Raw genomic sequence first — 14042 nt, 5'->3', positions numbered from 1 at the left:
CCCACCCCCGCCGCTGTGCCGCAGGAGGAAAAGCCTGCCGCTGCCCCCGCCCCGGAGGCACAGGTGAACCTGAGCCCCGAGGAACAGGCCATGGTGGATCAGTTTGCCCAGAAGATTGATATCACCAACAGCCAGCAGGTGCTGCAGTACGGCTCTGCCTGCCAGAAGAAGATCGGCGATTTCTCCGAAGCAGCCCTCTCCAAGGTGTCCACCAAGGATCTGGGCGAGGTGGGCGATATGATCACCGACCTCATTGGCGAGCTGAAGAGTTTTGATGCCAACGAGGAGCAGCAGAAGGGCATTATGGGCTTTTTCAAGAAAAAGACCAGCCAGCTGGATGCCCTCAAGACCAAGTACGACAAGACCGAGACCAACGTGGAAAAGATCCAGTCCATGCTGGAAGCCCATCAGGTGCAGCTGCTCAAGGACATCGCCATGCTGGACAAGATGTACGAGCTGAACATGGCCTACTTCAAGGAACTGAGTATGTATATCCTTGCCGGCAAGAAAAAGCTGGCCGATGTGCGTGCCAACGAATTGCAGCAGGCCATGGATAAGGCCAAGGTCTCCGGTCTGCCGGAGGACGCACAGGCTGCCCGCGACCTTGCCGACCAGTGCGAGCGCTTTGAGAAAAAGCTGTACGATCTGGAACTGACCCGCAACATCAGTTTGCAGATGGGCCCCCAGATCCGTCTGCTGCAGAACAACAACACCATGATGGCAGAAAAGATCCAGTCCACCATCGTGAACACCATCCCGCTGTGGAAGAACCAGATGGTGCTGGCACTGGGTCTGGCACACAGCCAGCAGGCCATGCAGGCAGAGCGCGCTGTGACCAACATGACCAACGATCTGCTGAAGAAGAACGCCGAGGCGCTGAAGCTGGGCACCATTGAGACCGCCAAGGAGAGCCAGCGCGGCATCGTGGATATCGAGACCCTGCAGCAGACCAACAAGAGCCTGATCGAGACGCTGGACGAGCTGAACAAGATTCAGAGCGAGGGCCGCGCAAAGCGTGCCGCCGCCGAGCAGGAGCTGACCCGCATCGAGGACGAACTGAAAACCAAAATGATGGAGATCCGGAGCTGAAATGGCAAACGCTGATTTTTCTCAGAACAAACAAACCGCTCCCGGCGGTTTTGACGCGGGCAGCTACCGCGAAAAAGCAAAGCCGGAGCAGACTGTAAGGCTGACGCCCCGCCAGCAGAAGCTGGCCGCACTGGAAGCAAAGCTGCCCGCAGCGCTTTCCACCCGGGCGGCGGCGCTGGCCTTGAGCGTAGTGGTGATGCTGGCCGCCTTTTTCGGCTTTGGCAGCGCCAAGCTGCGCGGCAAGTACAACACTGCCCGTCAGTGGTTCACCGCAGGGGTCGCCGCCGACAACGGTTATAACCTGAGCGAGGAGCTGACCACCCGGGAGAATACGGCGGCGAACATCCTGACCACCGCCTCCAATACTCTTGGTGCAGACAGCGCCGAGGTGCTGTCTGCACAGACGGCTCTGAACGATTTCTCCGCTTGCCTGCAGGCGGTGCAGAACGGCGGCAAAAGCCAGTCGCTGACCTCGCTGCCCTATTATCAGGGCAGCACGATGCACGCGCTGTATCAGGCCGATCAGGCACTGGGCGCTGCCATCGACCAGCTGTATGCAAAATTGCAGGAGCAGGCCGCAGACCCCATGAAGATGGGTGCGGTGCAGGGGCAGTACGGCCAGTTCAACAGCGCAGCCACCATCATTGGTACTTTGCAGTACAATACGGCGGTGTATGAATATCAGAATGAAGTCGGCGGCTTCCCGGCCAGTGTACTGGGCGCTTTGTCCGGCGTGAAGGAGGTTGAGCCCTTCGCATGAAAAACTTTGCAAAACGCATCAGCGCACTGGTGCTGGCCGTGGTGGTCAGCGCGGCAGTGCTGTGCCCGGCGGCTTTTGCCGCCCAGCTGCCCAGCCTGCCCAAGGATCAGTGCGTGGTGGACGATGCCGGTGTGCTGAGCAGCAGCACCGTGCAGACCATCACCGAACTGAACGCCCAGCTGGAATCCAGCTGCAGCGGCGCGCAGATCGGTGTACTGACTGTAGAATATACAGGCAATGATTCCACAGAGGAATACGCCACACAGGCCTTCAACGCGTGGGGCATCGGTTCCTCCTCCAAGAACAACGGCGTTCTGATCCTGCTTGTGATGGAGTCGGCACAGTACGCGGACGGCGACTACTACCTGACCTACGGCGACGGTTTCCGCAACACCACGCTGGCAAAGCAGTCCAGCGCCATCGCCCAGACCATGGAGGACCAGTTCGCCGCAAAGGATTATGACGGCGCAGTGACCACCTGTGCCCGCAACGTGGCAAACACCATCGCGGATATCTACGGCGTCAGCCTTTCCGGCGGCACCGGTAACGGCAGCACCGTGCAGCCCGGCTATCAGGGCGGGCAGAGCAGCGGCGGCAGCACCCTGACCGACATCCTGACCCTTGTGGTCAGCGTTGTGCTGCTCATCGTCATCATCCGGTCGATGGCCTATGTTTTTGCCAGCCCCTGCGGCTGGCTGTGGTGCTTCGGCGGGCCCCGGCCTCCCCGTGGACGGCGGCGCGGCCCGCATAACCCGCCGCCCCCGCCGGGCGGCTTCTACGGCGGCTTTGGCGGCATGGGCGGCGGCTCCTTCGGGGGCGGTGCCGGCCGCGGCGGTTTCGGCGGCGGCTTCGGTGGCATGGGCGGTGGTTCCAGCCATGGCGGCGGCGGTGGCCGTGGGCGGTAATGAGAATAAAAAGAGAAAGGCGGTGGCTTTACCACTGCCTTTCTCTTTTTTACGCCTTTTATCGTGAATGGAATTCATTTGACAAAACAATTTTTGTAACTTATACTGGATGACATCACGAAAAATAAAGGAAGTATCTGTCATGCTGACTCTGGATAAGATCTACCACGCCGCCTTTGTGCTGAAGGACGTGGCGCGCAAGACCGACCTCATCGAAGCCCCCAAGCTGTCCAAGGACTGCCAGCTGTACCTCAAGACCGAGAACCTGCAGGCCACCGGCAGCTTTAAGGTGCGGGGCGCTTACTATAAAATCAGCCAGCTTTCTGAGGAGGAGAGCGCCAAGGGCGTCATTGCCTGCTCTGCGGGCAACCATGCGCAGGGTGTGGCGCTGGCGGCTACCCGGCGCGGCATCCGCAGCATCGTCTGTATGCCGGACGGCGCACCCCTGATGAAGGTGGAAAACACCAAAAATCTGGGCGCGGAGGTCTGCCTTGTGCCCGGCACCTACGACGAAGCCCACGACAAGGCCGTGCAGCTGCAAAAGGAGTACGACATGACCTTTATCCACCCCTACGATGACGAGCAGGTCATCGCCGGGCAGGGTACCATCGGCTTGGAGATCCTTGACCAGCTGCCGGATGTGGATGCTGTGGTGGTGCCGGTGGGCGGCGGCGGACTGATTTCCGGTATTGCCTTTGCCATCAAGACCCTGCGCCCGGAGGTCAAGGTGTACAGCGTACAGGCCGAGGGTGCCCCCAGTATGTACCGCAGCCTGCACGAGCACAAGTACCAGACCCTGAAATCTGCTTCCACCTTTGCGGACGGTATTCAGGTCAAGACCCCGGGCGAGCTGACCTATCAGCTATGCGAGCAGTATGTGGACGATATCGTTACCGTGACCGAGGACGAGACGGCGGCGGCCATTCTCTCCCTGATGGAGAACCAGAAGCTGGTGGCTGAGGGTGCAGGCGCTGTGCCGGTGGCGGCAGTGCTGTTCCACAAGCTGCCGGTAGAGGGCAAAAAGGTGGCCTGCGTCATCTCCGGCGGCAACATTGATGTAAACATCCTGAACCGCGTCATCACCCGCGGTCTTGTGATGAGCGGCCGCAAGGCAAACCTGACCATCGCGCTGGAGGACAAGCCCGGCCAGCTGAAAAAGGTGGCCGAGGTGGTATCCCGCTGCGGCAGCAATGTGGTGTCGGTGCAGCATGACGGCTCCGACCCCAATATGCCCATCTCCAGCTGCTTCCTCAAGCTGACGCTGGAGACCCGCGATGCCGCCCAGATCGAGCAGATCCGCACCGAGCTGACCAAGGCCGGCTTCCAGCTGGTCAGCGAGCGGGTGTAAACTTCATCGTTTGCCTGAGTGAAAAGAGAATTTGCATCAAACTTAAAGTAATATAAAGGAGAAAATATACTATGAAAGTCGTATCTACCGCCAACGCACCTGCCGCCATCGGCCCTTACAGTCAGGCACTGGATCTGGGCAATATGGTGTTTGTTTCCGGGCAGCTCCCGGTAGACCCAGCCACCGGCACCATGGCTGATACCGTGGAGCAGCAGGCCGCCCAGAGCCTTGCCAACCTGAAGGCGATTCTGGCCGAGGCGGGGCTTTCCATGAACAACGTGGTCAAGACGGTGATCTTTCTGGCCGACATCAACGATTTTGCCGCAGTGAACGCAGAGTACGCCAAGGCCTTTGCCGAGCCGTTCCCCGCCCGCAGCTGTGTGCAGGTGGCAGCCATCCCCAAGGGCGCAAAGCTGGAGATCGAGTGCATCGCCGTGCGGGACTGAGCGAATAAAGACAAGAAAAGCGGGACACCGGAGCATCTGCGGATGCTTTGGTGTCCCGCTTTTTGATAACATTTAAAACTGGTGCGTTTACTTCTGCACACCGGCCTCGCATTGCTCGATGAATTGCTTGGCCACCCGGGGGCTGCGGCCGCCGGCACGCAGAGCGAAGGCCTCGGCCTTGAGCAGCAGCTGCTCGGTGGGCATCTGGATGTTGTGCTGCTTTGCCAGCTCCTCCAGAATGGTCTCGAACCGTGCCTTTTCCGGCCGCTGGAAGGTGACCGTCAGGCCGAACCGGGCAGAAAGGCTCATCAGCTCCTGCCGGGTGTCGGCTTCGTGGATGTCGTCGCCGGTGCGGTCCGAGAGAGTCTCCTTGATGAGATGGCGGCGGTTGGAAGTGGCGTACACCGCAATGTTCTGGGCGCGGCCGCCTACGCTGCCCTCCAGGATGGCCTTCAAGGCGGCAAAGTTGTCGTCGTTGGCGGTAAAGCTCAGATCGTCGATGAACAAAATGAACTTGAGCGGGTTTGCCGCCAGCTTGTCCATCAGGTCGGGGATCTGGTACAGCTGGTTCTTTTTCACCTCTACCAGCCGCAGCCCCTCGGGCGCAAACTCGTTGGCAATGGCCTTTACCGCGCTGGATTTGCCGGTACCGGCGTCACCGTACAGCAGCACATTGTTGGCGGGCATCCCGGCTAGCAGTGCCTTTGTGTTGGCAATCACCTTTTCCCGCTCCTTCTCGTAGCCTGGCAGCTCGGAAAGGCGCTGCGGGTCGGGGTATTTTACCGGCACAAGCTGGCCGTTCTCCACCGTGAATACATGGTGCTTTGCAAACATACCGTAGCCCTTTTTGCCCACCTCGCTCATGCGCTGGGTGTAGGCGGCGGCAAGGTCAAGCTCACAGGTCTGCCACCGGGGCAGGAACGCCAACTCCGGCCGCTGCGCCTGCTCCGAGTAGGCGGTCTGGAACAGTTCGTCCAGCGTCAGCCCGCACAGCTGCTGCAAAAACTGCAGCTCGCTGTCCAAGGCGCTTTGCAGCAGCGCGTCCAGCTGCCCGGCAGCGGCCTGCCGCACGCAGATGGTCTCGGCCTCCAGCACGGCGCTGCTCAGGTAGCTGCCCCAGTTGGTGGTGTACTCGAACAAAGCGGCCTCAAAGGCGGCTACGGCATCGCACACCGGGCCGTAGGAGGAGCTGCCGGCCTCCATGCGGTCGGTCAGGTCTAAAAGCTTTGCCACAACAGGGTCGTTCAGCAGGGCGCGGAACACAACAAGCCCATGCAGATGGGCATTCCATTCTCTTAATTTCATAGGTCGATCCCTTTTCCTCTCCATTGGCACATACCCTACAAAACGCAGGTACGCGGATATCAAAAGTATACAGCGGTTCAGGCTTGGATGCAAGGGGTGTTAAAAATGCTTCATCTTTCGGGTGATTCAGGTTACAAATTGTCGATTGACAAAAGCCCGGTTTATAGTATAATTTACATCAACAAATGCGCAGATGGGAAAAAGTACCACACGATCCCCACTGTTCAGAGAGCTGCCGTCTGGTGCAAGGCAGTCAGCGTTTCGTGCGGAAAATCATCCCGGAGCAGCCTGCCCAACGGGTGCAAAACCCTTGTAAGCAGCGCCGGTTGCAGCCGTTACCGTGCAGGGCTTTGTTGGAAGCCCGTGAGAGGGTGTGCACAGCACGCCAACGAGAGTGGTACCGCAGAGAGCTTGATGTTACAAGGTCTTTGTCTCTTGAAGAAAGCAGGGGACAAGGGCTTTTTCTTTTTCAAAAGCTCTCCCTGAGGGAATGGATAAGAAGTGGAACAGGAATAGGAGCAACACCATGCAGTTGAATGGTTCTCAGATCTTTGTAGAGGTCCTGTGCGAGCAGGGAGTGGACACTCTTTTTGGCTACCCCGGCGGCGCTGTGCTGAACCTTTACGACGAGCTGTATAAGAATGCCGACCGCATCACCCATGTGCTTACCGCCCACGAGCAGGGCGCAGCCCATGCAGCGGACGGCTACGCCCGCGCCACCGGCCGCACCGGCGTGGTGCTGGCCACCAGCGGCCCGGGTGCCACCAATCTGGTCACCGGCATTGCCACCGCCTATATGGACTCGGTGCCCATGGTGGCCTTTACCGGCAACGTGCCCACCAGCAGTATCGGCAAGGACGGCTTTCAGGAAGCGTACATCGAGGGCATCACCGTGCCCATCACAAAGCATAATTTCACGGTGCGCCGGGTAGAGGACTTGGCTGACACCATGCGGGCGGCCTTCCGCATTGCGCAGAGCGGCCGCAAGGGCCCGGTGCTGGTGGACATCCCCAAGGACGTGACCGCAGCGGTGTGCGAGTTCACCCCCAAGCAGCCGGAGCCCATCCGCACCGTAACTACCTATAATGAGGAGCAGGTGCACTGGGCGGCAGACCTCATCAACGCCGCACAGCGTCCGCTGGTGTACTTTGGCGGCGGCGTGCGCAGCGCAGCCAGCTGCCAGCCGCTGCGGGATCTGCTGCACAAGGCGGAGATCCCTGCTACCTACACCCTGATGGCGGCAGGCGTTGTGCCCTACGGCGACCCGATGAATCTGGGGATGCTGGGGATGCACGGCTGCTACACCTCCAACCGGGCAGTGGCGGAGTGCGATGTGCTCATCGCGGTGGGCACCCGCTTTTCCGACCGTGTGGCGCTGAACCCCAAGACCTTTGCCAAGAACGCCACCATCATCCAGATCGACATTGACGCCAGCGAGCTGGGCAAGAACGTGGACGTGGATCTTTCCATCGTGGGCGATGCAGCCTATGTGCTGAACGCCATGCTGCCCCAGATCAAGCCCGCCAAGCACCCGGACTGGATGACGATGATCCAGAGCTGGCAGGCACAGGATTACCACCCTGTGTCCGACCCCACCCGGCTGATGCCCCATCAGGTCATCGGCGAGGTGTGCAACCAGTGCGGCCCCGACGCCGTGTATGTTACCGACGTGGGTCAGCACCAGATGTGGGCGGCGCAGTACCTGCGCCACACCAAGAGCCGTGGCTTTATCACCAGCGGCGGCCTTGGCACCATGGGCTTTGGCTACGGTGCCGCCATTGGTGCCCAGATGGCACTGGGACGCCAGCAGCGTGTGGTGATGTTTACCGGTGACGCCTCCTTCCACATGAACCTGAACGAAGCCTGCACCGCCGTCAGCTACGAGCTGCCCATCATCACGGTCATCTTCAATAACTCGGTGCTGGGCATGGTGCGCCAGTGGCAGACCAGCTTTTACGGCAAGCGTTACAGCCAGACCGACCCCCACCGCAAGACCGATTTTGTCAAGCTGGCAGACGGCTTTGGCCTGAAGGGCTACCGCTGCACCAACCTGCCGGAGTTTCAGGAAGCCTTTGCAGACGCCCTGCAGCAGAAAGGCCCCACTTGGATCGAGTGCATCATCGACAAAGACGAAAAGGTGCTGCCCATGATCCCCGGCGGCGGCGATATCAACGACATCATCATGGAATAAGGAGGACACAGCATCATGGAATCTGATCAGCGCAGGGTCATCAGCCTGCTGGTGGACAACCAGAGCGGCGTTCTGGCCCGGGTGTCCAGCCTGTTCTGCCGCCGCGGCTTCAATATCGACAGCCTTACGGTGTCCGCCACCAACGACCCGGCAGTTAGCCGCATCACAGTGACCATTACCAGCGATGAAAAGGCCTTGCAGCAGCTGGTATTGCAGACCGAGCGGCTGGAAGTCACCCGGCAGGTGTTCGTGCTGGACAGCGAAAAAGCGCTGGAGCGGGAGCTGCTGCTGCTCAAGGTGGAATCGGACGTGCACAACCGCACAGAGCTGCGGGAGATCGCCTGCATCTACAAGGCAAAGATCATTGATCTTTCCCCGGACAGCATGGTGTTTGAACTCATCGGCCGGCCGGACAAGCTGGACGCTTTCCTGAAAATGTTCGAGGGCTACAACATCCTTGAGCAGTGCCGCACCGGAGTTACCGCACTGGAGCGCGGCGGGATGCACCAGCATATCCAGAAGCCGCCGCAGGAGGTGCGCTCCGTCCAGCTGCCCCCGCCGGGCGCAATACGGGCATAAATCACATTGCTTTTCCGCTCAGGGTGAGCGAAAGATAGAACAGAGCATACAAGACCGGAAGATAAACCAACCAGTTAATGTAAAAGGAGACTAACGATTATGGCTATCAAGAAATACTACGATTCCGACTGCAACCTCGGCGTGCTGGACGGCAAGACCGTCGCTGTCATCGGCTTCGGCAGCCAGGGTCATGCACACTCTGAGAATCTGGCCGAGAGCGGCGTCAACGTTGTGGTGGGCCTGCGCAAGGGTTCTGCACACTGGGCAAAGGCTTCTGAGTTCGCTGCCACCCACGAAAACTTCAAGGTGATGGAAGTGGAAGAGGCTGCCAAGGCCGGCGATGTTGTCATGATGCTGGTGCCCGACGAGCTGTGCGCCGATATCTACAACACTCAGGTTGCTCCCTACATGACCGAGGGCAAGGCACTGGCCTTTGCACACGGCTTCAACATCCACTTCAAGACCATCACCGCTCCCAAGAACGTGGACGTCATCATGATCGCTCCCAAGGGCCCCGGCCATATCGTGCGCCGCCTGTACACCGAGGGCGAGGGCTGCCCCTCTCTGATCTGCGTGGAGCAGGACTACACCGGTAAGGCCAAGGATATCGCACTGGCTTATGCTTCCGGCATCGGCGCAGGCCGTGCAGGCATTCTGCAGACCACCTTCAAGGAGGAGACCGAGACCGATCTGTTCGGCGAGCAGGCCGTGCTGTGCGGCGGTGTTTCCGAGCTGATCCACGCCGGCTTCGATACGCTGGTGGAGGCCGGCTACGAGCCCGAGATGGCCTACTTTGAGACCTGCCACGAGATGAAGCTGATCGTTGACCTGATCAACGAGGGCGGCTTCTCCAAGATGCGCTACTCCATCTCCAACACTGCCGAGTACGGCGACTACCGCACCGGCAAGCGCCTGATTACCGAGGAGACCCGCAAGGAGATGAAGAAGGTTCTGACCGAGATCCAGGACGGCACCTTTGCTTCTGAGTTCCTGACCGAGATGAGCCCCAAGGGCGGCCGCAAGGTGCACTTCCTTGCCAAGCGCCGTATGGAGGCTGAGCTGCCCATCGAGAAGGTGGGTGCTGAACTGCGCAGCATGATGAGCTGGCTGAAGAAGTAAGAGGAGAACCCTCTCAGACCGCTTTTCGGCGGTCAGCTCCCCCGAAAGGGGGAGTTTTTGTTGAAAAGGGAACCTTATAGCTCCTCCGCGAAAACCTCTCCCTCTCGGGAGAGGTGGCACGATACAGCCGTGACGGAGAGGGCTTTATCAGAAAAGAGGATTTGCAATGAGAAGTGACAATGTGACTAAGGGCTCGGAGCGCGCGCCCAACCGCAGCTTGTTTTATGCGCTGGGCTACACCCCGGAGGAGCTGGAGCGCCCCCTCATCGGCGTGGTAAGCGCCTACAGCGAGATCGTGCCCGGACACATGAATCTGGATAAGATCGCCGAGGCTGTCAAGGCCGGTGTGCAGATGGCCGGTGGTACCCCCATCCTGATCCCCGCCATCGGTGTATGCGATGGCATCGCCATGGGTCATGTGGGCATGAAGTACTCTCTGGCCTCCCGTGAACTGATCTGCGACAGCGTGGAGACCATGCTGATGGCACACCAGCTGGACGGCCTTGTGCTGGTGCCCAACTGCGATAAGATCGTGCCCGGCATGGTGATGGCAGCGGTGCGCATGGATGTGCCCGCCGTGGTCTGCTCCGGCGGTCCCATGCTGGCCGGTACTTACGGCGGCGAGGAAGTGAGCCTTTCCAAGATGTTCGAGGCCGTGGGCGCCTATAAGGCCGGTATGATCACCGACGAGCAGCTGGAGGACTGCACCTGCAACTGCTGTCCCAGCTGCGGCAGCTGCTCCGGTATGTACACCGCCAACAGCATGAACTGCCTGTGCGAGGCCATCGGCATCGCACTGCCCGGCAACGGCACCATCCCGGCTGTGTACTCCAAGCGTCTGCAGCTGGCAAAGCACGCCGGTATGGCTGTGATGGAGATGGTGCGCAAGGGCATCACCGCACGCCAGATCATCAACGAGCGCTCCATCCGCAACGCACTGACCTGCGATATGGCACTGGGCTGCTCCACCAACACGGTGCTGCACCTGCTGGCTATCGCCTACGAAGCCGGTGTGCCCATCGACCTGAAGCTGTTCAACGAGATCAGCGCCAAGACCCCCAACCTGTGCCATCTGGCACCGGCAGGCCCCACCCATATGCCGGATCTGTACGCAGCGGGCGGCATCCCGGCAGTACAGGCGGAGCTGGCCAAGAAGGGCCTGCTGGACTTGGACGTGCCCACCGTCACCGGCAAGACCCTTGGCGAGAACATCAAGGGTGCCCATATCCTGAACGAAAAGGCCATCCGTCCCATCGAGAACCCCTACTCTGAGAACGGCGGTCTGCAGATCCTGTGGGGCAACATTGCCCCGGATGGCTGTGTGGTCAAGCGCAGTGCCGTGGCCCCGGAGATGCAGAAGCACGCAGGCCCGGCGCGGGTGTTCAACAGCGAGGAGGAAGCCATCGCCGCCATCTACGCGGGCAAGATCGTCCCGGGCGATGTGGTGGTCATCCGCTACGAAGGCCCCAAGGGCGGCCCGGGTATGCGGGAGATGCTCAACCCCACCTCTGCGCTGGCAGGCATGAAGCTGGATAAGACGGTAGCCCTCATCACGGATGGCCGCTTCTCCGGCGCATCCCGCGGTGCTGCCATCGGCCATGTCAGCCCGGAGGCGGCCTCCGGCGGCCCCATCGGCCTGATCGAAGAAGGGGATACCATTACCATCGATATCCCCAACGCCTCCATCAAGCTGGAGGTCAGCGACGCAGTGCTGGCCGAGCGCAAGGCAAAGTACGTTGCGCCCGAGCCCAACATCAAGACCGGCTGGCTGAGCCGTTACGCCCGCATGGTCACCAGTGCAAATCTGGGTGCGGTGCTGAAATAAACGTAACAAAAGCGCCTGTTGTGCGGATGCACAACAGGCGCTTTTGTCACTCTCCATATTTCATGAGCATGGCGCGGACGGTGAGGAAGATGATCTTCCAGTCCACCCAGAAGCTGCGCTCCTGGATGTATTTCAGATCCAGCGCCACCCACTCGTCAAAGCTCATCTCGTTACGGTGGGGTGCGATCTGCCAGTAGCAGCTCAGTCCGGGGGTGACGTACAGCCGCTGGCGCTGGTAGTCGCTGTACAGCTCTACCTCCCGGGGCAGTGCGGGGCGCGGCCCCACGATGCTCATATCGCCCCGCAGCACGTTGAGCAGCTGTGGCAGCTCGTCCAGACTGGTCTTGCGCAGAAAACGTCCCACCCGGGTAATGCGGGGGTCGCCCTCGATCTTGAACACCGGGCCGTCCATCTGGTTCTGGCTCAGCAGCTCATTCAGCTGCTCCTCGGCGTCCGGGCACATGGTGCGAAACTTATACAGCCAGAACAGCTTGCCGTCCCGTCCTACCCGCCGCTGCCGGAAAATAGCTCCGTCTCCGGGGCTGTCCAGCACGATGGCAAGGCTGATCAGCAGTGCCAGCGGCGCAAGCAGGATCAGCGCCAGCAGGGAGAACACGATGTCCTGTGCACGCCGCAGCACCCAGTAACGCCGGTGGCTGCGCAGCGTCTTTTCCCGGTCGATAGAAATTTGCGGGGCGGCGCTGATTGTTGACTCCATGCAATGACCCACTCCTGCCTGTAAAATGTGTAGAATCTTTACATTATTTTAACATAAAACAGGACGCAATTCAACCGGATGAAGCGCGGCGGGCAGGGGACTGTGAGCCTGCTGAAAAAAAGTGAAAAAAGGTGGTTGACAAAACCCTTTTCTCATGCTAAAATAAACAAGTCGTCCGGCGCACGGATGCACAACAATTGAATATGGGCGTGTTCCCGAGTGGCCAATGGGGACAGACTGTAAATCTGCTGCTTTCAGCTTCGGTGGTTCGAATCCACCCGCGCCCACCAAGAACTCCGGTATCCAATGGGTACCGGAGTTTCTGTTTTATCTGCCTTGAAAAAGGGGCTGCAAGGGTGGATTCGAACAGCATCGACCCGCCGAATAGTCCGGCGGGTAAAAAAGCCCCTGTGCAACAGCGACGACCGCTGCCAGCGGCAGAAACAGGGAGGAGCTGTTGGGGCTGCGGCCAGCAGGATGCGCGTGCCGCCCAAGGCACGATGCAGCCGCTGGGAGCCGCGACCCGGGTTCCTTTTCTGCGCGGCTCGCGACATCCACCCGCGCCCACCAAAAAACCGCAACGTATCAAAATACGCTGCGGTTTTGTTTTACGATACTTTTTCCTGCTATTTCTGCTTCGCCCTCCCATCAGAGCAGCTGTGCAAGAATACTGTTTTGCACAATAAGTCCGGCGGGGGTCAGGGCGAGGATGCGGCCATCAAAGGTGGCGTACCCGGCGCGGACGCAGTTTTGCACAAAGGCCAGTTGCGCGGTGGAAAACTGCTTGTCGTACAGGGTTTTGTAGGCATCAAGATCGAGCCCCTTGCGCAGCCGCAGCTGCAAGATCAGGTAGTCCTCTGCACCGCAGCTGCCGTCCATGATGGGTGCGGCGGCGTCCTGCAGAAAGGCGGCGGTGTCCGGCGCGTAGCAGAACCGCTTGCCGCCCATGCAGGAGTGTGCCGCAGGGCCAAGGCCCAGATAGTCGCCGCAGTCCCAGTAGATGAGGTTATGCTTCCCCTCGTAGCCCGGCTTTGCAAAGTTGGAGATCTCGTACTGGCGGTAGCCGTGGTGTTCCAGCTGCTCCACGGCATAAAGGTAGAAATCGGCGGCTTCATCGCTTGTGGGCAGACCCTCTGGCGGGTGCTTGCCGAAGGCAGAGTCCGGCTCGATTTTTAAAAGGTAAGCCGAGATGTGGGTGGCACCGCCTTTTTCGATCAGCTCCAGTGTCTCGTCAAACTCGGCCTGCGTATAGTGGGGCAGCGCCAGCATGATGTCGCCGCTGATATTCTCAAACCCGGCGCGCCGGGCAGCGGCAAAGGCTGCCCGCGCCTGCTTGGCATTGTGCGGGCGGCCAAGGGTGCGCAGCTGGGTGTCCCGGGCAGACTGCACCCCGAAGGAGATGCGGTTCACCCCTGCTGCCCGGAAGCCCCGCAGACTCTCCTCGGTGACAGTCTCGGGGTTTGCCTCCAAGGTGATCTCTGCACCGGGCACGGGGTCTGCTGCCCGGATGAGCCGTTCTGCCTGCGCCGGGGTGAGCAGGCTGGGCGTGCCGCCGCCGAAATAGAGGGTGTCCGGCCGCAGGGGCGCGTCCGGCGCAAAGCGGTGCAGCTCCCGCAACAGCGCGTCCACATAGGCGTCCGGTACGCCCCGCTCCCCGGGGTGGGAATAAAAATCGCAGTACCGACATTTGGAAAAACAGTAGGGAATATGCAGATAAAGTCCAAGGGACATACAATATCACAGCCTTTTTCATGAAA

Annotated in this window: 12 protein-coding genes, 1 tRNA gene and 1 other annotated feature; of the genes, 10 read left to right on the top strand and 3 right to left on the bottom strand. The window is 60.1% G+C overall.

The genetic code is table 11. The features are described from left to right. The 5 genes from C7J97_RS12800 to C7J97_RS12780 all read left to right on the top strand — a co-directional run. Positions 1-1089 (top strand): toxic anion resistance protein (locus tag C7J97_RS12800; RefSeq protein WP_207657574.1); only part of this gene is annotated, 1089 nt, incomplete at its 5' end. A 1-nt stretch (position 1090) separates the two neighbouring features. Beyond that, positions 1091-1849 carry a LemA gene (locus C7J97_RS12795; protein ID WP_113992553.1) on the top strand — a complete coding sequence of 253 codons (759 nt, stop codon included), beginning with the start codon at positions 1091-1093 and terminating at the stop codon, positions 1847-1849. After that, positions 1846-2754, top strand: coding sequence for a TPM domain-containing protein (locus C7J97_RS12790; RefSeq protein WP_113992552.1), 909 nt, complete (start codon positions 1846-1848; stop codon positions 2752-2754). The genes C7J97_RS12795 and C7J97_RS12790 overlap by 4 nt, the downstream gene beginning before the upstream one ends. A gap of 142 nt (positions 2755-2896) precedes the next feature. Next, positions 2897-4102 (top strand): threonine ammonia-lyase, encoded by a 1206-nt coding sequence (gene ilvA, locus C7J97_RS12785; protein ID WP_113992551.1) that lies wholly within the window; start codon positions 2897-2899, stop codon positions 4100-4102. A gap of 71 nt (positions 4103-4173) precedes the next feature. Next, entirely contained in the window at positions 4174-4548 is a 375-nt protein-coding gene (locus tag C7J97_RS12780; RefSeq protein ID WP_005920739.1) for a RidA family protein, read from the top strand. 87 nt (positions 4549-4635) lie between these two features. Here C7J97_RS12780 and C7J97_RS12775 read toward each other — a convergent pair whose 3' ends face one another. Beyond that, positions 4636-5853: an ATP-binding protein gene (locus tag C7J97_RS12775; RefSeq protein WP_113992550.1), complete on the bottom strand. Its 1218-nt coding sequence runs from the start codon at positions 5851-5853 to the stop codon at positions 4636-4638. Positions 5854-6034: 181 nt separating this feature from the next. Then, positions 6035-6292, top strand: a binding site (T-box leader). An 87-nt stretch (positions 6293-6379) separates the two neighbouring features. Between C7J97_RS12775 and ilvB the strand changes: the two genes are divergently transcribed. The 4 genes from ilvB (at position 6380) to ilvD (ending at position 11567) form a co-directional block, all read left to right on the top strand. Continuing rightward, complete coding sequence (gene ilvB, locus C7J97_RS12770) at positions 6380-8044, top strand: biosynthetic-type acetolactate synthase large subunit (protein ID WP_044959584.1); 1665 nt, start codon at positions 6380-6382, stop codon at positions 8042-8044. 15 nt (positions 8045-8059) lie between these two features. Next, complete coding sequence (gene ilvN / locus C7J97_RS12765) at positions 8060-8623, top strand: acetolactate synthase small subunit (RefSeq protein WP_113992549.1); 564 nt, start codon at positions 8060-8062, stop codon at positions 8621-8623. A 99-nt stretch (positions 8624-8722) separates the two neighbouring features. After that, positions 8723-9742, top strand: a complete 1020-nt coding sequence (gene ilvC / locus C7J97_RS12760) for a ketol-acid reductoisomerase (protein WP_055186968.1) — start codon at positions 8723-8725, stop codon at positions 9740-9742. 166 nt (positions 9743-9908) lie between these two features. After that, positions 9909-11567 (top strand): dihydroxy-acid dehydratase, encoded by a 1659-nt coding sequence (gene ilvD / locus C7J97_RS12755; RefSeq protein WP_113992548.1) that lies wholly within the window; start codon positions 9909-9911, stop codon positions 11565-11567. Between the two features lie 46 nt (positions 11568-11613). Here ilvD and C7J97_RS12750 read toward each other — a convergent pair whose 3' ends face one another. Next, positions 11614-12285: a sugar transferase gene (locus C7J97_RS12750; RefSeq protein WP_113992547.1), complete on the bottom strand. Its 672-nt coding sequence runs from the start codon at positions 12283-12285 to the stop codon at positions 11614-11616. Positions 12286-12490: 205 nt separating this feature from the next. Here C7J97_RS12750 and C7J97_RS12745 point away from each other — a divergent pair. Next, positions 12491-12575: transfer RNA gene (locus tag C7J97_RS12745), tRNA-Tyr, on the top strand. Between the two features lie 358 nt (positions 12576-12933). On the opposite strand, the gene hemW is transcribed toward C7J97_RS12745, so the two are convergent. Next, entirely contained in the window at positions 12934-14016 is a 1083-nt protein-coding gene (hemW, locus tag C7J97_RS12735; protein ID WP_113992545.1) for a radical SAM family heme chaperone HemW, read from the bottom strand. Between the last annotated feature and the right edge of the window lie 26 nt (positions 14017-14042).

The sequence above is a fragment of the Faecalibacterium prausnitzii genome (assembly GCF_003324185.1).
Lineage (GTDB): Bacteria > Bacillota > Clostridia > Oscillospirales > Ruminococcaceae > Faecalibacterium > Faecalibacterium prausnitzii.
The sequence above is the reverse complement of the archived record's forward strand: the minus strand, read 5'-3'. Positions and strand labels throughout refer to the sequence as shown.

Excerpts from the sequence above, each read along its gene's own strand:
- C7J97_RS12780 (WP_005920739.1), top strand. The coding sequence starts at position 4,174 with ATGAAAGTCGTATCTACCGCCAACGCACCTGCCGCCATCGGCCCTTAC.
- C7J97_RS12790 (WP_113992552.1), top strand. The coding sequence starts at position 1,846 with ATGAAAAACTTTGCAAAACGCATCAGCGCACTGGTGCTGGCCGTGGTG.
- C7J97_RS12775 (WP_113992550.1), bottom strand. The coding sequence starts at position 5,853 with ATGAAATTAAGAGAATGGAATGCCCATCTGCATGGGCTTGTTGTGTTC.
- C7J97_RS12750 (WP_113992547.1), bottom strand. The coding sequence starts at position 12,285 with ATGGAGTCAACAATCAGCGCCGCCCCGCAAATTTCTATCGACCGGGAA.
- C7J97_RS12795 (WP_113992553.1), top strand. The coding sequence starts at position 1,091 with ATGGCAAACGCTGATTTTTCTCAGAACAAACAAACCGCTCCCGGCGGT.
- hemW (WP_113992545.1), bottom strand. The coding sequence starts at position 14,016 with ATGTCCCTTGGACTTTATCTGCATATTCCCTACTGTTTTTCCAAATGT.
- ilvN (WP_113992549.1), top strand. The coding sequence starts at position 8,060 with ATGGAATCTGATCAGCGCAGGGTCATCAGCCTGCTGGTGGACAACCAG.
- ilvC (WP_055186968.1), top strand. The coding sequence starts at position 8,723 with ATGGCTATCAAGAAATACTACGATTCCGACTGCAACCTCGGCGTGCTG.
- ilvB (WP_044959584.1), top strand. The coding sequence starts at position 6,380 with ATGCAGTTGAATGGTTCTCAGATCTTTGTAGAGGTCCTGTGCGAGCAG.
- ilvD (WP_113992548.1), top strand. The coding sequence starts at position 9,909 with ATGAGAAGTGACAATGTGACTAAGGGCTCGGAGCGCGCGCCCAACCGC.
- ilvA (WP_113992551.1), top strand. The coding sequence starts at position 2,897 with ATGCTGACTCTGGATAAGATCTACCACGCCGCCTTTGTGCTGAAGGAC.